Origin of the sequence: Nocardia arthritidis NBRC 100137 (assembly GCF_001612765.1) — a bacterium.
In the GTDB taxonomy this organism is placed as follows: Bacteria; Actinomycetota; Actinomycetes; order Mycobacteriales; family Mycobacteriaceae; genus Nocardia; species Nocardia arthritidis.
Window position 1 is genome coordinate 113,828 of sequence record NZ_BDBB01000018.1, and the last position, 25,798, is coordinate 139,625.

The 25,798-nt window shown below is 70.2% G+C and carries 26 protein-coding genes; 16 read left to right on the plus strand and 10 right to left on the minus strand.

Going from position 1 to position 25,798, the window contains the following annotated elements; all coding sequences use genetic code 11:
* Positions 1-63 precede the first annotated feature (63 nt).
* On the minus strand, positions 64-675 hold the full coding sequence (locus NA8_RS15050; protein WP_063051006.1) for an LppP/LprE family lipoprotein: 612 nt from the start codon (positions 673-675) through the stop codon (positions 64-66).
* 130 nt (positions 676-805) lie between these two features.
* On the opposite strand from NA8_RS15050, the gene NA8_RS15055 reads away from it, so the two are divergent.
* The gene (locus NA8_RS15055; RefSeq protein WP_245663845.1) at positions 806-2,455 is read left to right on the plus strand and encodes a bifunctional phosphatase PAP2/diacylglycerol kinase family protein; all 1,650 of its coding nucleotides are present in this window, start codon (positions 806-808) and stop codon (positions 2,453-2,455) included.
* 137 nt (positions 2,456-2,592) lie between these two features.
* On the opposite strand, the gene NA8_RS15060 is transcribed toward NA8_RS15055, so the two are convergent.
* Positions 2,593-3,159 carry a hypothetical protein gene (locus NA8_RS15060; protein ID WP_063051007.1) on the minus strand — a complete coding sequence of 189 codons (567 nt, stop codon included), beginning with the start codon at positions 3,157-3,159 and terminating at the stop codon, positions 2,593-2,595.
* A 137-nt stretch (positions 3,160-3,296) separates the two neighbouring features.
* Between NA8_RS15060 and NA8_RS15065 the strand changes: the two genes are divergently transcribed.
* Complete coding sequence (locus NA8_RS15065) at positions 3,297-3,839, plus strand: YaeQ family protein (protein ID WP_063051008.1); 543 nt, start codon at positions 3,297-3,299, stop codon at positions 3,837-3,839.
* Positions 3,840-3,962: 123 nt separating this feature from the next.
* Here the strand turns inward: NA8_RS15065 and NA8_RS15070 are convergent, their stop codons facing one another.
* From NA8_RS15070 to NA8_RS15100, 7 genes are all read right to left on the minus strand, one after another.
* Complete coding sequence (locus tag NA8_RS15070; RefSeq protein ID WP_157106708.1) at positions 3,963-4,436, minus strand: hypothetical protein; 474 nt, start codon at positions 4,434-4,436, stop codon at positions 3,963-3,965.
* A gap of 140 nt (positions 4,437-4,576) precedes the next feature.
* Positions 4,577-6,298 (minus strand): urease subunit alpha, encoded by a 1,722-nt coding sequence (locus tag NA8_RS15075; RefSeq protein WP_063051010.1) that lies wholly within the window; start codon positions 6,296-6,298, stop codon positions 4,577-4,579.
* A gap of 56 nt (positions 6,299-6,354) precedes the next feature.
* Positions 6,355-6,666 carry an urease subunit beta gene (locus NA8_RS15080; RefSeq protein ID WP_063051011.1) on the minus strand — a complete coding sequence of 104 codons (312 nt, stop codon included), beginning with the start codon at positions 6,664-6,666 and terminating at the stop codon, positions 6,355-6,357.
* A 51-nt stretch (positions 6,667-6,717) separates the two neighbouring features.
* Positions 6,718-7,020, minus strand: coding sequence for an urease subunit gamma (locus tag NA8_RS15085; RefSeq protein ID WP_063051012.1), 303 nt, complete (start codon positions 7,018-7,020; stop codon positions 6,718-6,720).
* A 76-nt stretch (positions 7,021-7,096) separates the two neighbouring features.
* Positions 7,097-7,486, minus strand: a complete 390-nt coding sequence (locus NA8_RS15090) for a PaaI family thioesterase (protein WP_245663849.1) — start codon at positions 7,484-7,486, stop codon at positions 7,097-7,099.
* Positions 7,487-7,651: 165 nt separating this feature from the next.
* A complete protein-coding gene (locus NA8_RS15095; protein WP_245663846.1) occupies positions 7,652-8,458 on the minus strand; it encodes a carbonic anhydrase in 807 nt (268 codons plus the stop codon).
* Positions 8,459-8,842: 384 nt separating this feature from the next.
* Positions 8,843-9,550, minus strand: a complete 708-nt coding sequence (locus NA8_RS15100) for a hypothetical protein (protein ID WP_063051013.1) — start codon at positions 9,548-9,550, stop codon at positions 8,843-8,845.
* A 131-nt stretch (positions 9,551-9,681) separates the two neighbouring features.
* Between NA8_RS15100 and NA8_RS15105 the strand changes: the two genes are divergently transcribed.
* From NA8_RS15105 to NA8_RS15165, 13 genes are all read left to right on the plus strand, one after another.
* Positions 9,682-10,728, plus strand: a complete 1,047-nt coding sequence (locus NA8_RS15105; protein WP_063051014.1) for a FecCD family ABC transporter permease — start codon at positions 9,682-9,684, stop codon at positions 10,726-10,728.
* Positions 10,725-11,816, plus strand: a complete 1,092-nt coding sequence (locus NA8_RS15110) for a FecCD family ABC transporter permease (RefSeq protein WP_063051015.1) — start codon at positions 10,725-10,727, stop codon at positions 11,814-11,816. The genes NA8_RS15105 and NA8_RS15110 overlap by 4 nt, the downstream gene beginning before the upstream one ends.
* The gene (locus tag NA8_RS15115; RefSeq protein ID WP_063051016.1) at positions 11,813-12,712 is read left to right on the plus strand and encodes an ABC transporter ATP-binding protein; all 900 of its coding nucleotides are present in this window, start codon (positions 11,813-11,815) and stop codon (positions 12,710-12,712) included. Before NA8_RS15110 ends, NA8_RS15115 begins: the two co-directional genes overlap by 4 nt.
* Before the next feature lie 71 nt (positions 12,713-12,783).
* Complete coding sequence (locus NA8_RS15120) at positions 12,784-13,182, plus strand: BlaI/MecI/CopY family transcriptional regulator (RefSeq protein ID WP_063051017.1); 399 nt, start codon at positions 12,784-12,786, stop codon at positions 13,180-13,182.
* A 43-nt stretch (positions 13,183-13,225) separates the two neighbouring features.
* Entirely contained in the window at positions 13,226-14,164 is a 939-nt protein-coding gene (locus NA8_RS15125) for a M56 family metallopeptidase (protein WP_063051018.1), read from the plus strand.
* A gap of 178 nt (positions 14,165-14,342) precedes the next feature.
* A complete protein-coding gene (locus NA8_RS15130) occupies positions 14,343-15,944 on the plus strand; it encodes a DEAD/DEAH box helicase (protein WP_063051019.1) in 1,602 nt (533 codons plus the stop codon).
* 4 nt (positions 15,945-15,948) lie between these two features.
* A complete protein-coding gene (locus tag NA8_RS15135) occupies positions 15,949-16,794 on the plus strand; it encodes a DMT family transporter (protein WP_063051020.1) in 846 nt (281 codons plus the stop codon).
* A 225-nt stretch (positions 16,795-17,019) separates the two neighbouring features.
* Positions 17,020-18,456: a GuaB1 family IMP dehydrogenase-related protein gene (locus NA8_RS15140; RefSeq protein WP_063051021.1), complete on the plus strand. Its 1,437-nt coding sequence runs from the start codon at positions 17,020-17,022 to the stop codon at positions 18,454-18,456.
* A 244-nt stretch (positions 18,457-18,700) separates the two neighbouring features.
* Positions 18,701-20,083 (plus strand): hemolysin family protein, encoded by a 1,383-nt coding sequence (locus tag NA8_RS15145; RefSeq protein ID WP_063051074.1) that lies wholly within the window; start codon positions 18,701-18,703, stop codon positions 20,081-20,083.
* Entirely contained in the window at positions 20,076-21,140 is a 1,065-nt protein-coding gene (locus tag NA8_RS15150; protein ID WP_063051022.1) for a hemolysin family protein, read from the plus strand. The genes NA8_RS15145 and NA8_RS15150 overlap by 8 nt, the downstream gene beginning before the upstream one ends.
* A 37-nt stretch (positions 21,141-21,177) precedes the next feature.
* A complete protein-coding gene (locus NA8_RS15155; protein ID WP_063051075.1) occupies positions 21,178-22,110 on the plus strand; it encodes a hypothetical protein in 933 nt (310 codons plus the stop codon).
* A 159-nt stretch (positions 22,111-22,269) separates the two neighbouring features.
* Positions 22,270-23,844 (plus strand): LVIVD repeat-containing protein, encoded by a 1,575-nt coding sequence (locus tag NA8_RS15160; protein WP_063051023.1) that lies wholly within the window; start codon positions 22,270-22,272, stop codon positions 23,842-23,844.
* A gap of 2 nt (positions 23,845-23,846) precedes the next feature.
* Positions 23,847-24,488 carry a DUF305 domain-containing protein gene (locus NA8_RS15165; protein ID WP_063051024.1) on the plus strand — a complete coding sequence of 214 codons (642 nt, stop codon included), beginning with the start codon at positions 23,847-23,849 and terminating at the stop codon, positions 24,486-24,488.
* A gap of 7 nt (positions 24,489-24,495) precedes the next feature.
* On the opposite strand, the gene NA8_RS15170 is transcribed toward NA8_RS15165, so the two are convergent.
* A complete protein-coding gene (locus NA8_RS15170; RefSeq protein WP_063051076.1) occupies positions 24,496-25,254 on the minus strand; it encodes an NAD(P)H-dependent oxidoreductase in 759 nt (252 codons plus the stop codon).
* A gap of 287 nt (positions 25,255-25,541) precedes the next feature.
* Here NA8_RS15170 and NA8_RS15175 point away from each other — a divergent pair, with 287 nt between their 5' ends.
* Positions 25,542-25,766: a hypothetical protein gene (locus NA8_RS15175; RefSeq protein WP_063051025.1), complete on the plus strand. Its 225-nt coding sequence runs from the start codon at positions 25,542-25,544 to the stop codon at positions 25,764-25,766.
* The last annotated feature ends 32 nt before the right edge of the window (positions 25,767-25,798 follow it).

Sequence of the window (25,798 nt, forward strand, 5' to 3'; positions counted from 1 at the left end):
CGCACTCGCTGCTCTGCGCAGGCTTGCGGCAGAGCGCCTTTCCTGAACGGACAGCCGCTGGGATCATCCGACCTGGTCGGGGATCGCCGGACTCGGTGTCACCGTGCGGCCGTCGCCGGCGAGAGTGAAGGTGATCACGACCGGACCGCCGGAGGGACAGCAGTTCGCGTCGCGACCCTCCAGCCACCGGTACTGCACCCGCACATCGCGTTCGCCCGAACCGACCACCGTCGTGTAGGATGTCGCTTTCGCCGTCGCGGTGCCGAGATAGCCGTCGTGGTCGAACAACAGCACGTGCCAAGGGGAACTCGCCGTTCCGCCGGGTGTCGCGGCCAGCACCCACAGCAGTTCGGGGCAAGCCCCTGCGGGCGCGTCGGTGGCACTGTCGACCACGTACGGCGTGCCGCCCGGCGCGGGCCCGAGCGAAGTCATCGCGCTGGCGACCACGCTCGACCCGGGATCGACGCATCGCCCTTTTCCGCTGGTAGCAGGAACTTTCGCGGGAGCGTCCTCGGTGGTGGTGGCGCCCCGCGCAGGCGTTGTTCGAGTGGCCTCGACGGTGGACCGGCCGGGTTCGCTCGTTCCGGTCGCCGGCGCACCCGATTCGCCCTGACAACCCGCGACAGCCACGCTCACCGCGATCGCCGTCACCACCGCAGCGATGATCGTCTTCATTCGCCTCCCTTTCGAATTCCCGACAACTGGAAGTCGGGATCGGACGCACGCCGTTACATCCGCGATTTTCCGGGCATGTGTTCGGCATGATCACCATCTCTGCCCGGTCCCGGAGGTCACTTGCCGACGAATGCTGCGCGGCACCGCGTTCGGCGAGGTCTGCGCGGTGATCGGTAGTGTCGACCGGGTGAGTATGTGGGTGCGCCGGAAATTCCAAGGTATCGGACGAATCGATCGAGCGATCGGCGGCGCGGTCGCCGACCTGCCTGCTTCGACGGTCGACCGAGGGCTGCTGCGCATCACCAACAGCGCCGATTTCAGCGGGCTGTGGCTGTTCATCGCGACGCTGCTCGCCACCCGCCAAGGCGCACCTCGGCGAGCCGCGCTGCGCGGTGTCGTCTCCCTCGCCGGAGCCAGTCTCATCGTCAACGTCGGCCTCAAATCGCTCATCGCGCGGCGCAGGCCGGCCGCCGAACTCCTGCCGATGCACCGGCGACTCACTCCCGCCCCCACGTCCTCCTCGTTCCCTTCCGGGCACAGCGCCACCGCCGCGGCGTTCGCCACGGCCGTGGCTCTGGAAAGCCCGCGTACCGCACTGGTCGTCGCCCCGCTGGCCGCCACCGTCGCGTACTCACGGGTGCACACCGGCGTGCACTGGAGCTCGGACGTGCTCGTCGGCGCGGCCGTCGGTTCCGGTGTCGCACTGGCCACACGGCGCTGGTGGCCGGTGCGTGAATCCGACGAGGCGCAAGCCCGCCCGGTCCGCGAGGTTCCCACCCTGGTGGAGGGCAAAGGCCTTGTGGTCATGGTGAATCCGATCTCGGGCGATCCGAATTACGATCCCACCGACGACGTCGCGGCAGCGCTGCCCGCCGCCACCGTGCTGCGCACGCGACCCGATCTGGACTGTGCCGAACAACTCGAACAGGCCATCGCCGAGCACGGTGAACCGGTGCTGGCGGTGGGCGTCGCCGGTGGTGACGGCACCGTGGCCGCCGTGGCCGCGGTCGCGTTGCGCCACGAGTTGCCCTTGGTCGTCATCCCCACCGGCACGCTCAACCACTTCGCCCGCGACCTCGGCGTCTACGACCTGCGCGAGGTGATCGATGCCACCGGCGTCGGCGAGGCGGTCGCGGTCGACATCGCGAGCGTCGAATGTGAGGACGAAACCGGTTCGCGCACCAGGCATCTGATCAACACGGCCAGCCTCGGCGCCTATCCGGATCTGGTGCAACTGCGCGAGAAGTGGCAGCCGCGCTGGGGTAAGTGGCCTGCCTTCGCCGCCGCGCTCGTGGTCACCCTGCGCCGGGCCGAGCCGATCGAGATCTGCCTGGACGGGCGCTGGCAGCGGGTGTGGTTCCTGTTCGTGGGCAACGGTCCCTATCACCCGCACGGCGCTGTGCCCGCTTTCCGCGACCGCCTCGACGCCGGGCTGCTCGACGTGCGCTGGCTGCGCGCTGATCTGCGGTGGTCGCGCACCCGCGCCGTGCTGGCGCTGCTGCTGGCGGCGATCGGCCACAGCAAGGTATACGGCGAGCGCCAGCTGCCCGAACTCTTCGTGCAGCTGCCCACTCCGGAGGCGCTGGCCACCGACGGTGAGGTGGTCGGCAAAGCCACCCGTCTGCACTTCGCCATCGCGGGTCAGCTCGCGGCCTACCGCCGGGACGAATCCAATCCGCTCTGGGCCGACCGCAGTCGTCCCCACCACCGCCGAGCACCCTGGGTCCGCGACATATTCCGGGCCCGCAGGCCGTTTCAGCGACGAGCGGGCGAAGACTGAGCGACGGGTCGTGGGAGTGGGCGGCGACCGCAATTCGCTCCCTGCCCCACACCGGTCCCGCCGGGGATGTCTACTCCTACAACGAAGTTGCCGGACCTGATGAGTGCCGCACCAGGCGGACATCGCGTGGTCGGCGGCTACTTCATGAAGCGCAGCAATCCGAGGTTCGGCTCGAGCGCGCCGTCCTGGCCCAGGGACAGGAAATCCGCCTCGACCGCGGCCGGTTCCAGGACCCCGGCGCGCACCGCGTGGTACCGCACGACCGACCAGAGGAAGACATCGAGGTCGTCGAAACGGGTCTCTCCTTCGACGACTTCCTCCTCGTGGAACCAGATCGCGATCTGCCCGTTGGTGAGCACCACGTACAGGTTGCCGCCGCCGTCCGCGCCGATCGAGTACACATCGCCGTCGGTGAGCTCGGTCTCGTAGTCGGAATCCCGGATCCCGCAGTCGTTTCCGGCGAAGTCGAAACCGTAGGACCAAGAATGGATGTCCAGGAACTGCGGCATCCGCCCGGATCGCACCCGTCGATCGAAGGCCGCGAGCGCCGCCGCGTTCGAGGGTGCCAACCGTTCGAGGAAGGGCGCCACAGGCCTGGTCTCCTCCGGCACGGTGACCGGCGGCCGATCGGCGAACCATCGCGCCAGGTCGGCGTCCAAGTCTCGCTCGACGTAACCGGCCAAGTCGTCACGCGTAACTGTCACCGCCGAATCCTAGAAGCCGCCGACGACATTCGCCGAGCCGCCGGCTTCGGGCTCCGAGACGTCTTCCGCCCTACCTGGCGGTCCGGCAACGGGCAAGGCGCGGCACCCAGCGCACCTCGGGTTAAGCTGCTGCACCTATGGCACTCAGCGCGACACTGCACAACTTCGCCGTCCACTTGGCCGACGTCGATCGCGGCGTCTATCAGGAGTTGGAGTTGCGGGTGGCGCGTCACCCGTCGGAATCCGCGGAGTTCATGCTGACGCGCGTGCTGGCCTACTGCCTCGAGTACGAGGAGGGCATCGCATTCAGTGACGGCGGGGTCTCCTCGACCGACGAGCCCGCGGTGCTGGTTCGCGACCTCACCGGGCGCGTCACCGCGTGGATCGAAGTCGGCGCACCGGACGCGGAGCGGCTGCACCGGGGCAGCAAACTGGCCGAACGCGTCGCCGTCTACACCCATCGCGATCCGATCAAGGTGCTGGCGCAACTCTCCGGCAAACGCATCCATCGCGCCGAAGCCATACCGCTGTACAGCTTCGACCGCGACTTCATCGATGCCGCCGTCGCCGCCGTCGAACGGCGCAACACCGTCACCCTGTCGGTCACCGAGCGCCTGCTGTATCTGGACCTCAACGGCACCGGCCTGAGCACCTCGGTCGACGAGCACCGGCTCCCGTAATCTTCGGGCGGCCGCCGGGTAGCGCAGGTTTGCAGCCCGTGCGGATCCTATGCCGGGCCGAGTGCCGCCGGGCGAGCATCGGCGGGATCGAGTCTCGCTACCGCAGGCAGCGCCGCGACCGACTCATCTGATCCGGCGCTCGCACTCCTCGAACTCGGTTCCCGTTTCGACACAGTCGTAGAGGCCGCTCTGCCTGTCGCCACTGGTGGGAGGCTCGCCGCACAGGATCCCGCAGCGCTGGTAGTTCGGGACGGCGGTGCCGTCGGGCCAGTGGCAGGCATCGCTGTCGCAGGTGTAGCCGCGAGTGTTGGGGTCGCGCGGGATCGGGTCTCGGCTGTAGGACCATACGAACGCGTCGGTGCCCTGCACCTGTGTGCAGTAGACGGTCCGCCCGTCGGCGAGGTGGCCGACCGCGCCGGGATCCTGGCAATAGTCGTTCAAGGTGACCGTGGAGCCGTCCGGCGCTCCGGCCGACCCGCTACCGGACGGCAACGGCGCGGCCGCGGAGGTCGCGAACATCGCCGCCAGAAACGTCCCTCCGCCCACAACGCCCAGCAGAACCCGGCGCCCCACCCCCCGCTCACCTGGTCGGAACATGCTTCCCTCCCTTCCTCGAGGCCCAGCAGGCTACCGGACTATACGCTCCTCCCCGGCTAGCTGCCGCACAAGTGGTACACCACCGAGACCCATACACCTCACCGCGGCCATGTGCGGGGGTGATCGTCCGTCGAGGACGATCAGAACAGGAAATACCGCTGCGCCATGGGCAACTCGGTGGCGGGTTCTTCGCGCCAGACCTCGCCGTCGATGCGGACGGTGAAGGTGTCGGGCTCGACCTCGATGCGCGGCATGGCGTCATTGTGCGGCAAGTCCGTCTTGGTCACGCCGCGCACGTTGCGGACCGGCACCAGTTCGCGCTGGACCCGCAACCGGTCGGCGAGGCGGTCCTCGATCGCCTGCTCGGAGACGAAATGCAGCGAGGTGGCGGCGGCGGTCGCCGGGGCGGCGCCGAACATGGGGCGCGGCAACACCGGCTGCGGGGTCGGGATGGAGGCGTTGGCGTCGCCCATCGCGGCCCAGGCGATCGCGCCGCCCTTGAGGACGGCGTGCGGGCGGACGCCGAAGAAAGCGGGCTCCCAGAGCACCAGGTCGGCGAGCTTGCCCACTTCGATCGATCCGATCTCATGGTCCAGGCCGTGCGCGACGGCCGGGCAAATGGTGTATTTCGCGACGTAGCGCCGCACCCGGGCGTTGTCGGCCCCGCCGTCGCCCGGCAGGGCACCGCGCCGGCGTTTCATGACGTGCGCGGTCTGCCAGGTGCGCAGCACGACCTCGCCGATGCGGCCCATGGCCTGCGAGTCGCTGCCGATCATCGAGATGGCGCCGAGATCGTGCAGCAGATCCTCCGCCGCGATGGTGGATGGGCGGATGCGGCTCTCGGCGAAGGCCAGATCCTCCGGGATCGACGCGCTGAGGTGGTGGCAGACCATGAGCATGTCCAAGTGCTCGTCGAGGGTATTGACGGTGTGCGGACGCGTCGGGTTGGTCGAACTGGGCAGCACGTTCGGGTGGGCGGCGACGGTGATGATGTCGGGCGCGTGCCCGCCGCCCGCACCCTCGGTGTGGTAGGCGTGGATGCCGCGCCCGGCGATCGCCGCCAGGGTGTCCTCGACAAAGCCCGCCTCGTTCAAGGTGTCCGAGTGCAGCGCCACCTGCACCCCCGCGGCGTCGGCCACGGTGAGGCAGGCATCGATCGCGGCGGGCGTGGAGCCCCAGTCCTCGTGCAGCTTGAATCCCGATGCCCCGCCGCGCAATTGCTCCCACATGGCCTCGGCGCTGACGGTGTTGCCCTTGCCGAGCAGCACGATGTTCAGCGGCCAGGCGTCGGTGGCCTCGAGCATGCGTGTGAGATGCCACGCGCCGGGTGTCACCGTAGTCGCTTTGCTGCCCTCCGCCGGACCGGTGCCACCGCCGATGAGGGTGGTGATCCCGCCACCGAGCGCCTCCTCCATCAGCTGCGGGCAGATGAAGTGCACGTGACAGTCGATCGCGCCCGCGGTGAGGATGCGGCCGTTGCCCGCGATGATCTCGGTGGACGGGCCGACGACCAGGTCCGGGTGCACGCCGGTCATGGTGTCGGGGTTGCCGGCCTTGCCGATCGCGCTGATCCGTCCGTCACGAATACCGACGTCCGCCTTGATGATTCCCCAATGATCGATGATCACCACACCCGTGATCACCGTGTCGGGAGCGCCCTCGGCGCGCGTCGCACGGGACTGGCCCATGGATTCGCGCAGTACCTTGCCGCCGCCGAACACGGCCTCGTCGCCCGCGCGCCCCGGTCCCCCGCTGCGGTCCTCGGTGATCTCGATCAGCAGATCGGTGTCCGCCAATCTGATCCGGTCGCCCGTCGTCGGCCCGAACAGTTCGGCGTACCGCGCCCGGCTCAGCTCACTCATCGCGTCCTACCTCCTGAGCCCGCGCCCTCTGTCCCGGCCCTCGCCGGGCACACGCGCTAATCATCCAGACGGCCCGGCGGGGTCAGGCTGATGCCGTGCACTTCGCGGGCGCCGCCCAGCGGCACGAGCCACACGCGTTGCCCGAGACCGGGTTCGAAGCGCACCGCGGTCCCGGCCGGGATGTCGAGACGATGGCCGTGCGCGGCCGCCCGGTCGAACTCCAGCGCCGCGTTCGCCTGCGGGAAGTGCACATGGCTGCCGACCTGCACCGGCCGGTCACCGGTATTGATCACGTCCAGTTCGAGGCGGCGCGCACCGGAGTTCAGTTCGATGGAACCCTCGGCGCAGAAATACTCGCCGGGGATCACGCCGGGCCTCGGTCGGGCTCGGGGTCGCTCGGGTATCGCATACCGATTCGCCTAGCCGATCGGGTTGTGCACGGTGACGAGCTTGGTGCCGTCCGGGAAGGTCGCCTCGACCTGGACGTCGGGGATCATCTCCGGCACACCTTCCATCACATCGTCGCGAGTGAGAACCGTCCGCCCCGAGGACATCAGTTCGGCGACGGTGCGGCCGTCGCGCGCGCCTTCCAGCACGTGGTCGGTGATCAGCGCCACCGCTTCGGGATGGTTCAGCTTCAGCCCGCGGGCCTGCCTGCGCCGGGCCAGCTCGGCGGCGTAGCTGAGCAGCAGGCGCTCCTGCTCGTGCGGTGACAGTCGCATCCGGGCTCCTCACCGGTTCACAGTGGCGGGTGACGGACATTCTGGCACGCCCGTTCCGCCGTCGCCGGAGGAGCGCTCAGGAACGGTGCGGCAGATTCTGCAATCGCACCTGACCGCGGGCCACCGTGCGGCCCTGCTCGTCGGTGATGACGACCTGCCACAGCTGCTGCAGCCTGCCGCGATGCAACGGCGTCGCTTCGCCGAACAGCGTGCCCTCGCGCACCGCGCGCAGGAAATCGGTGTTGTTGTTCACCCCGACCACCGTGCCCTGGTCGCCGAACCAGACGCCGCCGGCGATGCTGGCGAGCGTCTCGATGACGGTGCAGTACACGCCGCCGTTCTGAATGCCCGCGGGCTGGTAGAGATGCGGCTTGACGACCCACTCGCCGCGCACGCGGTCGGGGCTCATCTCGGTGTAGCGCAGGCCGATCAGGTCGGCGAAGGTGCCTTCGCTGTAGGCGTTCATCTGCTCGGGCGTCACATCCGCCAGCGAGCCGACCTGCTGGGTCTCCTGCTGTGTCATGCATTCACTGTCGCACAGCGTCCGCTCCCCGCCGTCGCGGCCTCACGTCGGGTCCGCACAGGTGCCGGCCTCCGTGCCCCACACCCGAGGTCGACTACCGGAGCGCCCTCACCCGCCCGCCAGCGTGACCGTCCGGCCATTCAGCGGCTGGGTCGGCCGGTTGCTGTGCGCGAACAGCGTCCGGTACCGGTCGACGTCGTCCGGGGTCACCGTGACCGGACTGCCGAGCACCGTCCACGGGACGCCCTCGCTGCACGGCGGCGTGGTGAGCGAACCTTGATAGCGGTATTGATCGGTGGCGCCCGGCAGCATCGAGCGCAGGTCGACCGGGCCCGCGACCACGGTCTCGGCGTCCACCGCCCGTGGCGCGACCGAGAGGATCGGCGCGAAGGCCGACGGTCCCGGCGCCGCTTGCAGCAGCACACCGAGCACGGCCACCTCGCCCGCCGCGCTCTTGTGCACGAAGTGCGCTTCCATCGCGGTGCCCACGCCGTCCACGGTGTGCTCGCTCGGCAGGTGAAAATGGAATTGGGTGAGCTCGAACGGCACGCCGTCGACCACGATGCGATTTCCGTTGCCCGCGGGGAGATTCGCCTGCACGGTGTGCCCGGTGTTGCGCAGCGTCACCGTGGGTGTCGAGTGGTAGTCGACGGTGGTGTGCTCGTGCGGCTCGAGCCGGGCGTGACCGGGCAGGTCGACGGGCGACTGCTGATGGCCGCTCTTGCAGGTGACGAAGTCCCGGTCCAGGTCGGCCCAGTGGTCGGGGCCCTCGGCGTCGTAATCCCAGTGCGGCGCGGCGTGCGGGGAGGATTCGCTCGATGCCCGCTGCTCGCCGGAGCCGCAGGCGGGAATCACGAGTACCGCGACGGCGGCCAGCACCGCAGCGATGGGACGGGACCGTGTGTTGGTGGGCAAGCTGACAACCCCTCGAACTTCCGGAGAGCCACCGCGAAACCTGCGAGAGGGCAGGCGGGCATCATCGACGGCTCGGAGCCCGGCGCGCGACGCTGCGCACCGATGATCGCGACACGGCGCCGGGCCGGATCCGCGGCGCGGCGGTGACCCACCGAGGACGACCGGACGACGAATACCCTTGTTGTGCAGCGGGTTCTACGTGCGTGTCGGCGTCAGACTAGATCCGGGACGAGGCGGCACGCCAGCGCGGGCGACGTAGCTCACAGGGAAACAGAGCGGCGGGCCCCACGGGGAGTGGAGCCCGCCGCGGCAAGGGATCGGGGGTCACCGCAGCCCTCGGGACTCTCGCACGATCCGTACGCCGGTTATTAGTATAGGTCAGGCTTACCTAACTAGACAAGGCCCGGACCGCCGCACGGGGAGCCCGCGCTCGGCCATCGCCGCCAGCAGTCCCTGCCCACGCCTGGCACCGGTAGCGGAATCGGTCCGCGCGAGATCTGGTACGTAAGTCGCAGCGCCCGCTACCGATTCACCGACGAGAGACCAGAACCGCCGGGCACTCAAACCGGAGCAGCGGGCCATGCTCTGCTGGACGACGGTCAGCGCGGACGCGCAGCGATGCGCGAGCCAGACATACATCGCTTCCGCGCACGGCAGCGTGACCACACCGGGACCGCCCGCCATCGGGTCACCGTCGATCACGCGAATCGTGGTGTCCGACAGGCCCGCCCAGTCGATTCCGCCATCGTTGTCGGTATGGATCCAGAGGTTCTCCAGCCCGGGATCCCACGCCCGCCCCTCCGCGACGAGCAACGCGACCACCCGCCCGGCGATCGCGTGGATCAGGGCCGTGGCAACTACTTCCGCCGCGATGTCGGCGCTGATCATCTCCGCCGCGTGCCGCCGGTACATGAGTTCGACGCGCCCTTCGCGCACGCCGTCCGCCAGCTGCCACCAGCGCCGTTTCCCCTGTTCCGCGATCGCGGCCACGGCGTAGACCCGCGGATGCTCCGGTTGCAGCGCGCGAAGCCGGGCACCGGCGCGTCCGAACGCCGTCGTCGAGCGATGTGGCGTGGTGATGAGCTCGGTCATCGAACCTCCTCGGGGATCGGCTCCGTCGCGCGGCGCGGCGGACACTCGGCCATGCCCGTCTGTAGCGAAAGATAGGTTAGGCTTACCAGACCTAGCAACCGTATCGCTGATTTCAGGAGCAGCTCGTCGCCGTGACTTCCCTTGCCACCGTGAGGCGGCGACGTCTTTCCGGACTTCTCGTCTCGACCGTCCTGCTACTGCTCGCCGTGTTCGCCGGCGTCGCGGTCGGCGCCCGTTCACTCGCGCCGGTGACCGTGTACGACGCCGTGCATCACGCGCTCACCTGCCCCGGCGGGCCCTTCGCCTGTGCGGCCGATTCCACCGAGGAGCAGATCGTGCGCGGCCTGCGCCTGCCCCGCACCGCGCTGGCGCTGCTCTGCGGGTCGGCCCTGGGTATCGCGGGCGCGCTCATCCAGGGCTACACCCGCAATCCGCTCGCCGACGCCGGATTGCTCGGGCTCAACGCGGGCGCGGCGTTTCTCGCCGCGCTGAGCACGTATCTGTTCGCCTTCAGCGCACCGGAGCAATACCTCTGGTTCGCCTTCGCCGGAGCGCTGATCGCCGGTGTGGTGGTGTTCACGACCTCCTCGGTGGGCGGCGGCAAGGCGAGTCCGCTGAGCCTGGTGCTCGCGGGCGCCGCGGTCACCGCGTTCCTGCAGGCGATGACGAACGCCGTCGTGCTGTTCGACGCAGCGGCGCTGGACAGCTACCGGTTCTGGGTGATCGGCACGGTCGCCGGCCGCGACGCCGCGGTGTTCTGGCAGGTGCTGCCGTTCCTGGCGGCGGGCATGCTGCTGGCGGTGCTGGCAGCGCCGGGACTGAATGTCCTCGGCCTGGGCGACGAGGTCGCGCGCGGACTCGGCGTGCACGTCGGCCGCAGCCGGGCGCTCGGACTCGCGTCGGTCGTGCTGCTGACGGGCGCGACGACGGCGGCGGTCGGTCCGATCGCCTTCCTCGGCCTGGTCGTCCCGCACCTGGCACGCGCGATCACCGGGCCGGACAATCGCTGGCTGATCCCCTATTCCGGGCTGTTCGGCGCGTTGCTGCTACTGAGCGCCGACGTGGCGGGTCGTCTGGTGGCCCGGCCGGGCGAGCTGGAGGTCGGGGTGATGCTGGCCGTGGTCGGTGTGCCGTTCTTCCTCGCGTTCGTGCGTCGGCGGAAGCTGGTGAGTCTGTGACGATCTCGCCGCGAACCACGAGCGTACGACCCGCACTGCGCGTCGGCCCGGTGTCGGCGGTGCTGCGACCGCGGATGATGCTGATCGTCGCGGTCCTGATCGCGCTGGCGCTCGGACTCTTCTGCCTGGAGATCGCGGTGGGCGAATCCCATCTGCCGCTCGGGCGGGTACTGGACGTGCTCACCGGCGGCGGCTCCAGAGCACAGCGGTTCATCGTGCTCGAATCGCGGCTGCCGCGCGCGCTCACCGCGCTCGTGGTCGGCCTCGCGCTCGGGCTCGCGGGCGCGATCACCCAGTCCGTCCTGCACAATCCGCTGGCCGCGCCGGACATGCTCGGCATCACCTCGGGCGCGAGCCTGGGGGCGGTCGCCGTGCTGGTCGGCACCGGCGGCGCGAGCACCGGACCGGCCGCTTCGGTCGGTGCGCCGCTGGCTGCACTGGCGGGCGGACTGCTCACCGCCGCCGCCGTCTACCTGCTCGCCTGGGGCCGCACCGCCACCGGCGGGTACGGCGCCACCGGACTGCGGCTGGTGCTGATCGGCGTCGGGATGAACGCCCTGCTGACGGCGGGGATCAGCTGGCTGCTCACCCGCGCGAGCCTGGGGGACGCCCAGCGCGCGCAGCTGTGGCTGAACGGATCGCTCAACGCGGCCGACTCCGCGCACCTGGCGCCCGCCGCGATCTCCGCGGGCGCCGTCGCGGTCGTCGGGCTCGCCTCCGCCCGCACCCTCGCCGCGTTGCGCCTCGGCTCGGACACCACGCGTGCACTGGGAGTACGCATCCAGACCCAGCAGGCCATCCTGATCGGGGCGGCCGTGGTGGCCGCCTCGGTGGCGACCGCCGCCGTCGGGCCGGTCGGCTTCGTCGCCCTCGCGGCGCCGCAGATCGCACGCCGCCTGCTGCGCACCCCGGGCGAACCGCTCGTCGGCTCCGCCGTCGTCGGCGCCATCCTGGTGGTCGGCGCGGATGTCGCCTCGCGCACGCTGTTTCCGGTCGAGCTGCCTGTCGGCGTCGTAACCGCGGCATTCGGCGGACCGTTCCTGCTGTACCTGCTCGTGCGTATGAACCGGAAGGCGACGCTGTCATGACGATCGCAGACATCACCACCCCCGAGGTCACGGGGCGGGCGAGCGCTCCGGGGCACCGGCTCGGCGCCGAGGAGGTCACTCTCGGTTACGGCGACCGGGTGATCGTCGACGGGCTGAGCCTGACCATCACCCCTGGTGTGGTCACGACCGTCATCGGACCCAACGGTTGCGGAAAGTCCACCCTGTTGCGTTCGCTGGGCCGTCTGCTGCGCCCCAGAGAAGGCCGAGTCATCTTGGACGGCAAGGCCATTTCGACGATGAAGACCAAGGACGTCGCCCGCGTCGTCGGCATGCTGCCGCAGTCGCCGGTCGCGCCGGAAGGACTCACCGTCGCCGATCTGGTCGCCCGCGGACGCCATCCGCACCAATCCTGGTTCCGGCAATGGTCGGGGACGGACGAAACCGAGGTGACGACCGCGCTGGACCGAACCGGGATCGCCGACCTCGCCGACCGCGCGCTCGACGAGTTGTCCGGCGGGCAGCGGCAACGCGCCTGGATCTCGATGGCGCTGGCCCAGGGCACCGACATCCTGCTGCTCGACGAGCCGACCACCTATCTGGATCTGGCGCACTCCATCGAGGTGCTCGACCTGGTGGACCGGTTGCACGCCGATCTCGGGCGCACCGTCGTCATGGTGTTGCACGATCTCAATCTCGCGATCCGCTACAGCGACCAGTTGGTCGTGATGCGCGACGGGCGCGTCGTCGCCGCGGGCGCACCGGGCGAGGTGATATCGGTCGAGCTGCTGCGCGCCGTGTTCGATCTGGACGCCACGGTGCTCGAGGACCCGGTGTCGGGCCGACCGATGATCGTGCCGATCGGGGCGCGGCATGTCCGCGGAAAGGTCGGCGGACCCGCCGATACGGGGGCCGAATCGGCGCCCTATGAGAAATGACACACCGGCTATTTCATGGTTACGACATCCTGTAGTACGCATCGGCGTCGTTGAGTACCTAAAATTGTGGAATGGCAGGTCTTGGTGAACTCGAGAAAGCGGTCATGGACCAGTTGTGGTCGGCCGACGAACCACAAACGGTCCGGCAGGTGCACGAGGCGCTCGCCGCACGCCGTGAACTCGCGTACACCACGGTGATGACCGTGCTGCAACGCCTCGCGAAGAAGAACCTCGTGGTGCAGCGGCGCGACGACCGCGCACACCGGTACGCGCCCGTGCACACCCGGGACGAACTCGTGGCCAGTCTGATGGTCGACGCCCTACAGCAGGCCGACGCGGCGGGCAGCCGCGCAGCCGCGCTGGTGCACTTCGTGGAGCAGGTCGGCAAGGACGAGGCTGCCGCCTTGCGCGAAGCACTCGCTAAGCTCGAAGCTACCGAGGACGAGGATTCGGCGTCGCCGCCGCAGTAGACTCCTCGGGCGCCCTGGCCCCACAACGCAGTGAGCTGAGTCGATGAACGCAACCGCGCCGGTCTTCGCCGGACTCGCATTGCTTCTCGCGGGGCCTGCCCCGGCCCTGCTCAGCCGGGCGACCTGGACATACCGGACGCCCCGCGCCGCGCTGGTGCTCTGGCAGGCCATCGCGCTCGCCGCCGTGCTCAGTGCCTTCGGCTCCGGGCTGGCCATCGCCGCCGAGCTGCTCGTACCCGGTCCCGACGGCCGCCCGACCACCGCGCCGACCCGGGAGATCGACGCGCTCGGCCTGCCGCTGTGGCTGGCCTACGTGTTCGTCTTCGCGCTCACCCTGCTGGTCGGCGCCCGGCTGATCTACGCGGTCATCCGGGTCGGCGTGCACACCCGCAGGCGGCGGGCGCGCCACCGCATGCTCGTGGATCTGCTGGACCAGAGCGGGCCGCACCGGCGCGCGGCCGACATCCGGGTGCTGGCCGCGCCCGAGCCCATCGCCTACTGCCTGCCCGGTCTGCGCCAGCGCGTCGTGCTCAGCGAAGGCACCCTGACCAATCTCGCCGACGCCGAGGTCACCGCCATCGTCAGCCACGAACGCTCGCACCTGCGGGCCAGGCACGATCTCGTGCTGGAGGCGTTCACGGCGGTGCACGAGGCATTTCCGAGAGTGGTGCGCAGCAAGGCCGCGCTCGGCTCGGTCAAATTGCTCATCGAACTGCTCGCCGACGACTCGGCGGTCAAGGTCACCGGCCCGAAGCCGCTGGCCCGCGCGCTCGTCGCGTGTGCGAAATCCACCGCGCCGCAGGGCGCGCTCGCCGCGGGCGGTCCCACCACGCTCATCCGTATCCAGCGACTCAGCGAGCGGATCGGTGACATCCGCATCGCCACGGCCGCCTATCTCGGCTCGGCCGCAATCCTGGTGGTGCCCACCCAGGCCGTGGCCGTACCCTGGCTCGTGGAACTGAGCCGCCTGTTCCACGGCTGACTCCCCGGCACGTATTCTGGAGACTCGGTCCGCCTCCGGTCGGCCGCACCTCTCGCTCCACCCGGCGCGCGTCATAGCCCGCGCCCCGCGCGGTGAACCGCATCGTGCACCGCTCTTCACCCCACCGAACAGCGCGTTCCGCTGGAACGCGCCGTGCGACGAAAGGCACATCCACCTCGTGACCCCCTCGACCACCGTCGCCGTGGCGCCCACCGCGACCTTCGCGGAACTGGGCCTGCCCGCCGTGCTCATACAGGCACTGCGACGCGACGGCATCGAGACGCCGTTCCCGATCCAGGCCGCCACGGCGCCGGACGTCCTGGCAGGCAAGGACGTACTCGGCCGAGGGCCGACCGGTTCCGGAAAGACCTTGGCCTTCGGGCTCCCGATGCTCGCCCGCCTGATGGGCGCTTCGGCCAAGCCGGGCCGCCCGCGCGGACTCGTGCTGGTGCCGACCCGCGAACTGGCCGCGCAGATCGAGCGAGCGCTCGACGAACCGGCGCTCGCGCTCGGCCTGCGGGTGGCCTCGGTGGTCGGCGGCGCCCCGATCAAGCGCCAAGCCGATCGGCTCGCCCGCGGCGTCGACCTGCTCATCGCCACGCCGGGGCGACTCGCCGACCTCATCGGCCAAGGGTCCGCCGACCTGTCCGAGGTGCTGATCACCGCCCTGGACGAGGCCGACCACATGGCCGACATGGGCTTCCTGCCGCAGGTGACCAAGCTGCTGGACCGCACGCCGCGCGACGGCCAGCGCCTGCTGTTTTCCGCCACGCTGGACGGAGAAGTGGACAAACTGGTCAAGCGTTACCTGCGCGCCCCCGTCACGCACTCCACCGCGCCGCCGTCGGCGGCGGTCAGCACGATGTCGCACCATCTGCTGTACGTCGGTGACAAAGTGGCCAAACGGACGGTCGCCACCGAGATCGCCGCCCGCGACGGGCTGACCATCATGTTCGTCCGCACCAAGCACGGCGCCGACCGGCTCGCCAAGCAGCTGCGCGGCGCGGGCATCCCCGCGGGCGTGCTGCATGGCGGCAAGGCGCAGAACAACCGCACCCGCACCCTCGCCGCGTTCGCCGACGGTTCGGTGCCGGTACTGGTCACCACCGACGTCGCCGCGCGCGGGATCCACGTCGACGGGATCTCCCTCGTCGTGCACGTCGATCCGCCGCCGGAGCCGAAGGCCTACCTGCACCGGGCCGGGCGCACCGCCCGCGCGGGCGAGGACGGGGTGGTCGTCACGCTGGTGATGGACGAAGAGCGCCGCGACGTCGAGACGATGGCCCGCAAGGCGGGCGTCGAGGTCGACGGGGTCGCGGTCCGGCCGGGCGACCGCACGCTGATCGAGATCACCGGCGCCCGTCGGCCATCCGGTATTCCGGTCGCGGCGGCGGCCGCGCCCGTGGCCGCCCCTGCCGCGGCCTCCGCGAAACCCGCTCGGCGCAAGCCGGGCAGGCGCGGTGAGCAGACGGCGGCCGGTGGCCGTGGCGCGGGTTCGGCGAAGCAAGCCGGGAGCCGGTCGGCCGCTGGAGCAGGGCGTGGCGGCGAATCGGTCACCGCGCCTACGCGACACCGAGGCAACGGGAAAGTCGCCGCGAGCAATCCGGCCGGACGCGGCGCGGGTTCGGCCACGGGCGCGCCGATTCGCAAATCGGTCGCGACCGGCGGGCACCCCGGCCGCGCCGCAGCTTCCACGGCTGGCGACACGCCGGGCCGGGCCCGGCGACGCGCCGTGCGTACGCAGCAGCCCGCGTCTCGGGGCAATCGCACAGCAAACTAATACCGTGTCGACTCATCCGGCAGCCGCCATCCTCTGCGCGCTGCTCGCCGCTCTGTTGTTCGCGGTCGCCGCGGTCGCGCAGCAGAGCGCGGCGGCCGCGGTACCGGAGAGCGATGCACTGATCCGCTCGCTGCTGCGGAGCCCCCGCTGGTGGGGCGGCGTCGTCGGCGACGCGGGCGGATACGCCATGCAGGTCGCCGCGCTCGCCCTCGGCGCGGTCCTGCTGGTGCAGCCGATCCTGGTGAGCATGCTGGTGTTCGCGTTGCCGCTGTCCGCCCGGCTCAATCATCGCCGCGTGGCGCCTCGTACCTGGGCCACCGCCCTCGCGCTCACCGCCGCGCTGGCCTGTTTCCTGCTCGTCGGCGATCCCGCCGAAGGCAACACCGACGCGCCGCTGCACGAGTGGCTTGTGCCGTTGGGCCTGCTGGTCGGCTTGATCGCCGCCGCCACCGCCGGTGGGATCGCCGCCCCCGAGCCGGCGTGGCGCGCGCTGCTGATCGGCGCCGCGAGCGGCGCGCTCTTCGGGCTGGCCGCCGCGCTCACCGAGTACGTCACCGGCCTGTTCGAACACGGCCTCGGAAGCGTACTGAGCGGCTGGCAGACCTGGGTGCTGATCGGGGCCGGCATCACCGGCGTCTACCTGCAGCAGCGCGCCTTTCAAGCCGGACCGCTGGCCGCGTCACTGCCCGCCGTCACAGTCGTGGAGCCACTCGCCGCCGCGTTCATCGGCATCGCCGTGCTGGACGAGCGACTGCGGACGAACACCGTCGGCCTCGTCGTTACCGCAGGTGCGGTGCTCGTCATGGTCGCCGCGACGATCGCGCTCTCCCGCTCCCAAGCCACCGCCTGAACCCACGCGCGAAGGCGCGGACCACACGGACCGACGCCGCGCCCCGAACAGGCCGGACCGTCGGCGCGCATGCCGCGAGGCGCGGATCTCGGCGCGGCGGGCGACAGACCCACGCGAGTCGGTGCTCCGAGCCGGACGCGCGGCCTGCCGATGGCCGCACTGCCGGGACCTGGGCAGTCCGGCAGAACGGCACGCACCGGTCGGCGCCCGGATATCATCGGTCGAGTGCGCTTTCTCCCCGGTCATCAGCCGCCGTACGACCTGACCTACGACGACATCTTCCTCGTCCCGAACCGGACGGACGTCGCGTCGCGCTTCGATGTCGATCTCTCGACGTCCGACGGGTCGGGCACCACCATCCCCATCGTCGTGGCCAACATGACCGCGGTCGCCGGGCGCAGAATGGCCGAGACCGTGGCCCGGCGCGGCGGTATCGTCGTGCTTCCGCAGGACCTGCCGATCACCGCGGCCGCCGACACCATCGCGTTCGTCAAGAGCCGCTCGCTCACCGCCGACACCCCGGTCACCCTCGACCCCGACCGCTCGGTCTCCGAGGCGGTCGCCCTGATGCACAAGCGTGCGCACGGCGCGGTCGTGGTGGTCGACGGCGGACGGCCGGTCGGCGTGGTGACCGAGGCCGCCTGCGCCGACGTCGACCGCTTCGCCCGGCTCCGTGAGGTCGCGGTCACCGATTTCGTGCGGGCCCCCGCGAGCACCACCCCGCGCGACCTGTTCGACCTGCTGCACGCCGAGCACGCCGATTTCGCCGTGCTCACCGCCGAGGACGGCACCCTGGCCGGGGTGCTGACCCGCACCGGCGCCCTGCGCGCGGGCATCTATCAGCCCGCCGTCGACGCCGCGGGCAGGCTGCGCGTCGCGGCCGCGGTAGGCATCAACGGCGACGTGGCCGCCAAGGCCAAGTCCCTCGTGGATTCGGGCGCCGACCTGCTCGTCATCGACACCGCGCACGGCCACCAGGCCAAGATGCTCGAAACGCTCTCCGCCGTGCGCGATCTCGGGCTCGGCGTCCCGCTGGCGGCGGGCAACGTCGTCTCCGCCGAGGGCACGAGGGATCTCGCGGAGGCGGGCGCGGACATCGTCAAGGTCGGTGTCGGGCCCGGCGCCATGTGCACCACCCGGATGATGACCGGTGTCGGCCGCCCGCAGTTCTCCGCGGTGGCCGAATGCTCCGCCGCCGCCGAGGAACTCGGCGTGCACGTCTGGGCCGACGGCGGCGTGCGCCATCCCCGCGACGTGGCGCTCGCGCTGGCCGCGGGGGCGTCCAACGTGATGATCGGCTCCTGGTTCGCGGGTACCTACGAGTCGCCGGGCGACCTGCGCGTCGATCGCGACGGCAACGCGTACAAAGAGAGCTTCGGCATGGCGTCCAAGCGGGCCGTCGCCGCCCGCACCGCCTCCGACAGCGAATTCGACCGCGCGCGTAAGGCGCTGTTCGAAGAAGGCATCTCCAGCTCCCGGATGCAGCTGGACCCCGAGCGCCCCGGCGTCGAGGACCTCCTCGACCACATCTGCTCGGGCGTGCGCAGCGCGTGCACCTACGCCGGAGCGCGCACGCTCACCGAACTCCACGAGAAGGCCGTGCTCGGCGTGCAGTCCGCCGCCGGGTTCGCCGAAGGCCGCCCACTGCCCGGCGGTTGGTGAGCGCCGACACGCGCATCGCACCGGCACCGGCCCACGCCGCTGCGCGCGTGGGCCGGTAGCATGGTGGTTGCCGGACATCGGCACCACGACACATTCGCGAAAGGATCCAGTTGTCACCCGCGTCCGAGGGCGCCGCACAGGAGGGCTCCTCTACCGAGCCGGGTGACCGACCCGGCGTCCTCCTCCCCGCAGTAGTCCCATTCCGCCCAGGCCGTCTCGCAGCACCGTGCAGGTGGTGCTGACGATGTCCATCGCGCTCACCGCGCTCAGCCTGATCGGGTTCATCGCACTCACCGCGGGCACGGCCCTGTTCGTCGCCGCGGAATTCTCCCTCACCGCGCTCGAGCGCAGCACCGTCGAGGCGCACGCCCGCACCGGCGACGTCCGCGCCCGCATGGTCCGCAAGGCACATCGCACCCTGTCGTTCCAGCTGTCGGGGGCCCAGCTCGGGATCACCATCACCACGCTGATCACCGGGTACATCGCCGAGCCGGTCCTGGCCAGGCTGCTGCATCCGCTGTTCACCGCCGTCGGGCTGAGCGAAACCGCCGCGAGCGGTATCGCCCTGACGCTGGCGCTGATCCTGGCCACCTCGCTGTCGATGATCTACGGCGAGCTGGTGCCCAAGAACATCGCCATCGCCAAGTCACTGGGCACCGCCCGCGTCACGGCAGGCCCGATGATCGCGTTCTCGGTGGTGTTCAAGTGGATGATCCATTTCCTCAACGGGACCGCCAACTGGGTCGTCCGCAGGCTCGGCGTCGAACCCGCCGAGGAGTTGCGCTCGGCCCGCTCGCCGCAGGAACTCGGCTCCCTGGTGCGCACCTCCGCCCTGCGCGGCGCGCTCGACCAGCCCACCGCCCAGGTGATGGACCGTTCCCTGCAGTTCGGCGAGCGCAGCGCCGAGGAACTGATGACCCCACGGGTGAAGATCGAAGCATTGGACAAGGACGACACCATCGCCGACCTGATCGACGCGGCGGGCCGCACCGGTTACTCGCGCTTTCCGGTGATCGACGGCGACCTGGACAACACCCTCGGCTTCGTGCACGTCAAGCAGGCCTTCACCCGCCCGGTGCACGCGCGCCGGACGATCCCCCTGCACCGGCTCGCCCAGCCGGTCCCGATCGTGCCCGCCAGCTTGGACGGCGACGAGGTGCTCGAACGCGTCCGTGCCGACGGCATGCAGGTCGCCCTCGTCGTGGACGAGTACGGCGGCACCGCGGGCATGGTCACCATGGAGGACATCATCGAGGAGATCCTCGGTGACGTCCGCGACGAGCACGACGAGGAGGAGCGCGACGTGCGGCGCGTCTCCGACGGCTGGGACTGCTCGGGCCTGCTGCGCATCGACGAGGTCTCCCGGGCCACCGGATACGACGCCCCCGAGGGCGAGTACGAGACGCTGGGCGGGCTCGTGCTGACCAGGCTCGGCCGCATCCCCGTGACGGGTGACGAGGTCGTGTTGCCGAATCCTCGCTCGCAGCAGTGGACGGCGGCCGACAGCCCCGACGCGGGCGGCTGGATCGCGCGGATAGAGCGCATGGACGGGCGGCGCATCGACCGGGTCCGGCTGACCCCGGTCGACGCCGACGCCATAGCGACCAAGGAGCACAGCCATGGGTGACCTGCTCGGCGTCCTGCTCACCGTGGTGCTGCTGGGCGGCAACGCCTTCTTCGTCGCCGCCGAGTTCGCGCTCATCTCCGCCCGCCGCGACCGATTGGAAGCGCTCACCGCGCAGGGCAAGCGCAACGCGAACACCGTCATCCGGGCGGGCGAGAACCTCTCGATGATGCTCGCGGCCGCGCAGCTGGGTATCACCATCTGCTCGATCCTGCTCGGCCGCGTCGGCGAGCCCGCCGTCGCCCACCTGCTGGAAGGCCCGTTCGAGCTGCTCGGCCTGCCCGGGCAGCTGCTGCACCCGGTGGCGTTCGCCCTCGCGCTGACCATCGTGGTCATCCTGCACATCCTGTTCGGCGAGATGATCCCGAAGAACATCGCGCTGGCCGGACCGGAACGCAGCGCGCTGCTGCTGGTGCCGCTGCACCTGATCTGGCTGCGGCTGGCCCGCCCACTCATCGCGCTGTACAACCTGGCCGCCAATCTGTCGCTGCGCGTGCTGCGGATCGAGCCGAAGGACGAGCTCGAGGCCACCGTCTCGACGGTCGAACTGGCCGAGATGATCGGTGAGTCCCGCTCCGAGGGACTGCTCGACGAGGAAGAGCACCGCCGTCTCACCCAGGCTCTCGGCACCAGCGACCGCGTGGTCGCCGACGTGATGGTGCCGCGGGACGCGACTCGATCGATCCCTCTGCGCGGTAGCGGGACCACGCTCGGGGACATCGAATCCGCCGTCGCCGAGACCGGCTTCTCCCGCTTCCCGGTGCGAGCGAACGACGGCTCATTGGTCGGGTATCTGCACGTCAAGGATGTGCTGGACAAAGTCGCCGACGAGAGCGCCGGTCCGGGGACGCCGATTCCGCGCACCGACATCCGCCCGCTGCCGACGGTCGGCATGAAGACCACGCTCTACGAGGCACTCGCCCGGCTGCGCCGCACCAACAGCCATCTCGGCCGCGTGGTCGACGACCGGGGCAACACCACCGGGATCGTCGCCCTGGAGGACTTGGTCGAGGAGTTCGTCGGCACCGTCCGAGACGGAACGCACCGGGTGGGCGAATGACGATCGGCATCACCGGCGCGTGCGAGGTGCGGTGATCATGCGGGTGTTGTCCGGCGCGCGGTGGCGGGCGTCCGCCGCCGCGCACCGGGCCCGGCTGGACGATCTGGTCGGGCCCTATCTCGAGCGGCGGGCACAAGGGGCCTCGCACCCGGTGATCGATTTCTTGTTCACCTACTACGGACACAAACCCGCCCAACTGCGGCGCTGGCATCCGGGATACGGCATCGGCCTGGCGGATGCCGCCGAGTACGACGGTGCCCGTGGATATCACCGTGCCGACGAAGCGACCGACTCGACTACCGGGGATCCCGCCGGGCGGCGCGTCTACACGGCCGATCCCGCCTACCTGGTCAAACGCAGGGACACCGTCGCGTTCGTCGCGAAACTGCTGCGCGCCACCGCGTCCCGCCCCGCCCAGCTGTCCTGCTTCGGCCTGCACGAATGGGCGATGGTGTATCGGACCGACGATATCCGCCACCAGAAGGTGCCGCTGCGGCTCGGGCGCGCGGGCACCGACGCGGTGGTCGATTCGATGTCGCTGCGATGCACGCATTTCGATGCCTACCGCTTCTTCACCCCGGACGCCGTCGGCCGCAATGCCGAGCCGCTCACCCGCGACGACCAAATCCGCCGCGAACAGCCGGGCTGTCTGCACGCGAACATGGACCTGTACAAGTGGGGCTTCAAACTGGTCCCGCTGATCTCCTCGGCGTTGCTCCTGGCTTGTCTCGAGTTGGCTTGCGCCGCACGCGAACTCGACATGCGCGCCAGCCCCTACGACCTGTCCGAGTTCGGCTACGACCCGGTGCGCATCGAGACGCCCGCCGGACGAGCCGAGTACGTCCGCGCCCAGTCCGCGTTGGCCGAACGCGCCGCCGAACTGCGCCGAACCTTTCTGGGCGTCTGCGACGAACTGCTGACATCGGACGCTGTCGCGATCGAGTGCACGGAATCGGCCCACCCGCGCTGACGCCGCCGCAGCTCGACGGAAAACTTCCCGGATCCGTGCGGATTCGACGAAACCCTCCTCGGAAGTTACCGCGGATTACTACCATTCAGTCAATTCAGTGCTGACTGTCCCAGTCACCCTGGTAGCCAAGCTCGACGACGAAGTTGGGGGGTCGCGACGATGCGCCCACTGGCCAGCCTGTGCCGTGCCAAACCGCTCGCTCTGCTCACCATCGGCATGGTCACGGCCGTGCTGCTGCCCGCGAGCGCCGCGGCCGATCCGCCTTCGGAGACCCGGAACGCCGTCCAGGAGTTCCTCGACGTCGGACGCACGTCGGTGCCCCGCGCCGATTGCGGACCGGGCGCCGCACCCGAGAACGGACTGCAGGGCGATGTCACCGCCGCCGACCGCGACAGTGGGCGCAGCACGCAGGGCTACCGGTGCAATATCTCCTTCGTCGGCGGCTACGCGGGACGTGGTGCGGGCATCACCTCCACCAGCTTCGAGCACTGCGCCTATCTGGGCTCCTTCTTTCCCGGCGACCTGATCAGCGAGGGGCGCGGCGTCCAGGTGCTCGACGTGTCCGATCCGGCGCATCCGCTCCCGACCATGACGCTGACCGAGCCCGCCATGCTCGCAGGCACCTGGGAGAGCCTCAAGGTCAACACCGAGCGCAAGCTGCTGGTCGGCACGGGTGTGCCGGTCGGTGAGGGCGTGGGCTATCTGTCGGTCTACGACGTCTCCGATTGCGCGCATCCGCGACTGCTCAACCCCGGCCCTGGCACGAATCTGCTGATGCCGCTGCCGATCACCACGCACGAGGGCGGCTTCTCCCCCGACGGCAACACGTACTGGGCCTCGGGAATCGCACCCGGGTTCGTCAGCGCCGTCGACCTGACCGACCCCGCGAACCCGCACGTCGTCTGGCAGGGACTGACCGGCATCGAGGCGCACGGCTTCGGCATCAGTCCCGACGGCAACCGGATGTATATTTCCGCGCTCGGCGGATTCACGGTCCTCGACATCAGCGCGGTGCAGCGCCGCGACCCGAACCCGCAGGTGCACCACCTCGGCCGGACATTCTGGACGGACGGCTGGGCGACCCAGCACAGTGTCCCGGTCAGCTACGACGGCAAACCCTACCTCTACACCGTAGACGAGGGCGGTTCCGGCGGCGTCAAACTCATCGACATCTCCGACGAGACCGCGCCCGAGGTGGTAGGCAAGATCAAGCTCGAGATCAACCTCCCGCAGCACCTCGACAGCAATATCGGATCCTCGATGGGCGGTTCCGCCTTCGCCTACGAATCGCACTACTGCGCCGCGGACCGGCAGGCGAACCCGACCGCCCTGGCCTGCGGGTGGATCTCCTCGGGCATCCGGGTCTTCGACATCCGTGATCCCTACGCCATCCGCGAGATCGCCTACTACAACCCGCCCGCCCGAACCGGGCAGAACCTGAGCCTGTGGAACTCGCCGCACGCGCTCGCCTCGCTCATCGGCGTTCCGCTGATGAGCGCGCCGTCGGCGCTGCGCGCCGTGCTGGAGGGAGAGTTCGACCCGCTGGATGCCACCACCGCGCGCACCGGCCGGCTCGCCTTCGGCGACGTGTCCACCGATTGGTGTCTTTCGCCGCCGGAATGGCGCGGCGCGCAACTCTACGTCGCGTGCTCGGACAACGGTTTCATGGTGCTGCAACTGGACGACGACGTGTATTCGCCACCGCCGGACCAGCACTCGATCGTCGGATCGTAGCGATGCGGCACTGGACGCGCGCCGCGGCCCTGGCTTCGGCGGCCTTCACGCTGCTCGTCCTGGGCGCCGCGCTGCGCCCCGCGATCTTTCCGGAAGGCCGGTCCGCCACACCGATTCTCACCGAGGTGGAGATCGGCTTCGTCCAGGACATGACCACTCATCACCAGCAAGCGCTGCTCATGGTGCAGCGGCTGGATCGCTCGATCGATCCGGCGATCGCCCGGTTGGCCGAGCAGCTCGACCGCACCCAGCGCCTGGAGATCGGCACCATGCTCGGCTGGCTGCGCCTGGCGGACGCGGCCCCCGGCTCGGCGCATCCGATGGCGTGGATGCACAGCGCGGACGTGTCAGCGCATCGGCATCCGGCAGCGCGCAGCGCCGCCACCCCGCCCATGCCGGGGATGGCGAGCGCGCCGGAATTGGACACCTTGGCGACGGCGCGTGGCCGCGACGCGGAAATCCTGTTCCTGCAGTTGATGTTTCGCCATCACCAGGGTGGCATCGCGATGGCCGAGGCCGCCGACGGTCTGCTGCGCTCCGGGCCGGTCAAGGAGATCGCCCGGTCCATGATCCACGGTCAGGGTCAGGAAGCGGGGGTGATGGGCATGCTGCTCGCCCAGCGCGGGGCTCCTGTCCTGCCGTGACCGACGGTCACGACGCCACGTGCAAACCGAAACCGGTCGCTCCCCGCGCCTCACGCCCCGGCTCGAGACGCAGGCTCCGGTCGTAGTCGCCCCCGGCTTGCGAGCGGTACCGAATCGGCTCCAGCCGCGCCAGCTCCGACATCCTCTGCCGAAGGTCGAGCGCGACGTCGCCGAAACGCGCGGAGCCCAGCCGGATGGTGTCGTGCACCAGGAACGGCGGCAGTACGTCCATGCCGGTGTAATACAGGATGCCGTGGTGGATCGGGAACAGCAGATCCTCGACCGGGCCGTTGATCCCGCGGGCGGAGTACGACGGCTGCTTTCCCCCGACCGCGACCACGAGCATCGCACGCCGGCCCGCCAGGACGCCCGCCCCGTACCTGGGCATCGCCTTCCCGCCCGCTCCGTAGGCGAACCCGCAGGTGAGAACCCGATCCACCCAACCCTTCAGGATCGCGGGCATGCCGAACCACCAGAGCGGGAAGTGCAGCACGACGGCGTCGGCCCACAGCAGCTTCTCCTGCTCGGCGCGGATGTCGGGGCTCAGCGTCCCGTCGCGGTAGGCCACGCCCGAGGCCAGCATGAAGTTGGACTCCTCGACCGCACCGAAATCCTCGGTGTCGGCGGCGGCCTTCCAGCCCATCGCGTAGAGGTCGGTGACCCGCACCTCGTGCCCGTCCGCCCGCAATTGCCGCACGGCCACGTCTTTGAGCGCACCGGTGAGTGAATCCGGCTTCGGGTGGGCGTACACGATCAGTACGTTCATTCCGGCTTTCGTCACATCTCGGCGCAACAGCGTTCGGAACAGCGGATATTCCGCCATCCCCTCGATCTGCGCGGACGCGCGGCGGCAGACGGCCTGCCGCGATGGCGTGGAATGTCCCGGCGGGGCGTCTCGCCGCCCACGAGGCCGCGGGCGATCTCGTTCGCGGCTCGGTGACCGGATCGAGACCCGCTAAGCGGCCGGGGCGGCCCCGCCCGGCATGGTGCGCACCCCGCTGCGCGCCGCAGGCGGCATCGCCCCCGAAGCCGTCGAGCGAATGCGCATTGCGCATGGCACGGTTCCGAGCGAACGGGCCGAGGCACCCGGTCGGCCTCGGCAAGTTCGCCCATCAGCACGGTTCCGAGCGGGCGGGGGCGAGATCGACGACGTGTGCCTCGATCACGCGGCTCGCCGGAACGGCCGGCTCGTGGGCGACCGGCGAGATCATCGTCCTCGGCGGCGTGGCAGGTTGCCCGGAGAGCTTCCGGCGACGCCGGGACGGTATGGTCGGCTGAGCCGGGTCATGATCGTCGGCCGGGAGAGGTTG

Bases quoted from the DNA above. Each gene is read 5' to 3' on its own strand.
- NA8_RS15085 (WP_063051012.1), bottom strand. From the start codon at position 7,020: ATGCGACTGTCACCGCACGAGCAGGAGCGCCTGCTGCTCAGCTACGCC.
- NA8_RS15170 (WP_063051076.1), bottom strand. From the start codon at position 25,254: ATGAACGTACTGATCGTGTACGCCCACCCGAAGCCGGATTCACTCACC.
- NA8_RS15065 (WP_063051008.1), top strand. From the start codon at position 3,297: ATGGCACTCAGCGCGACACTGCACAACTTCGCCGTCCACTTGGCCGAC.
- NA8_RS15150 (WP_063051022.1), top strand. From the start codon at position 20,076: ATGGGTGACCTGCTCGGCGTCCTGCTCACCGTGGTGCTGCTGGGCGGC.
- NA8_RS15115 (WP_063051016.1), top strand. From the start codon at position 11,813: ATGACGATCGCAGACATCACCACCCCCGAGGTCACGGGGCGGGCGAGC.
- NA8_RS15145 (WP_063051074.1), top strand. From the start codon at position 18,701: ATGTCCATCGCGCTCACCGCGCTCAGCCTGATCGGGTTCATCGCACTC.
- NA8_RS15120 (WP_063051017.1), top strand. From the start codon at position 12,784: ATGGCAGGTCTTGGTGAACTCGAGAAAGCGGTCATGGACCAGTTGTGG.
- NA8_RS15090 (WP_245663849.1), bottom strand. From the start codon at position 7,486: ATGAACGCCTACAGCGAAGGCACCTTCGCCGACCTGATCGGCCTGCGC.
- NA8_RS15160 (WP_063051023.1), top strand. From the start codon at position 22,270: ATGCGCCCACTGGCCAGCCTGTGCCGTGCCAAACCGCTCGCTCTGCTC.
- NA8_RS15175 (WP_063051025.1), top strand. From the start codon at position 25,542: ATGGCACGGTTCCGAGCGAACGGGCCGAGGCACCCGGTCGGCCTCGGC.
- NA8_RS15055 (WP_245663845.1), top strand. From the start codon at position 806: ATGCTGCGCGGCACCGCGTTCGGCGAGGTCTGCGCGGTGATCGGTAGT.
- NA8_RS15050 (WP_063051006.1), bottom strand. From the start codon at position 675: ATGAAGACGATCATCGCTGCGGTGGTGACGGCGATCGCGGTGAGCGTG.
- NA8_RS15165 (WP_063051024.1), top strand. From the start codon at position 23,847: ATGCGGCACTGGACGCGCGCCGCGGCCCTGGCTTCGGCGGCCTTCACG.
- NA8_RS15075 (WP_063051010.1), bottom strand. From the start codon at position 6,298: ATGAGTGAGCTGAGCCGGGCGCGGTACGCCGAACTGTTCGGGCCGACG.
- NA8_RS15100 (WP_063051013.1), bottom strand. From the start codon at position 9,550: ATGACCGAGCTCATCACCACGCCACATCGCTCGACGACGGCGTTCGGA.
- NA8_RS15125 (WP_063051018.1), top strand. From the start codon at position 13,226: ATGAACGCAACCGCGCCGGTCTTCGCCGGACTCGCATTGCTTCTCGCG.
- NA8_RS15070 (WP_157106708.1), bottom strand. From the start codon at position 4,436: ATGTTCCGACCAGGTGAGCGGGGGGTGGGGCGCCGGGTTCTGCTGGGC.
- NA8_RS15155 (WP_063051075.1), top strand. From the start codon at position 21,178: ATGCGGGTGTTGTCCGGCGCGCGGTGGCGGGCGTCCGCCGCCGCGCAC.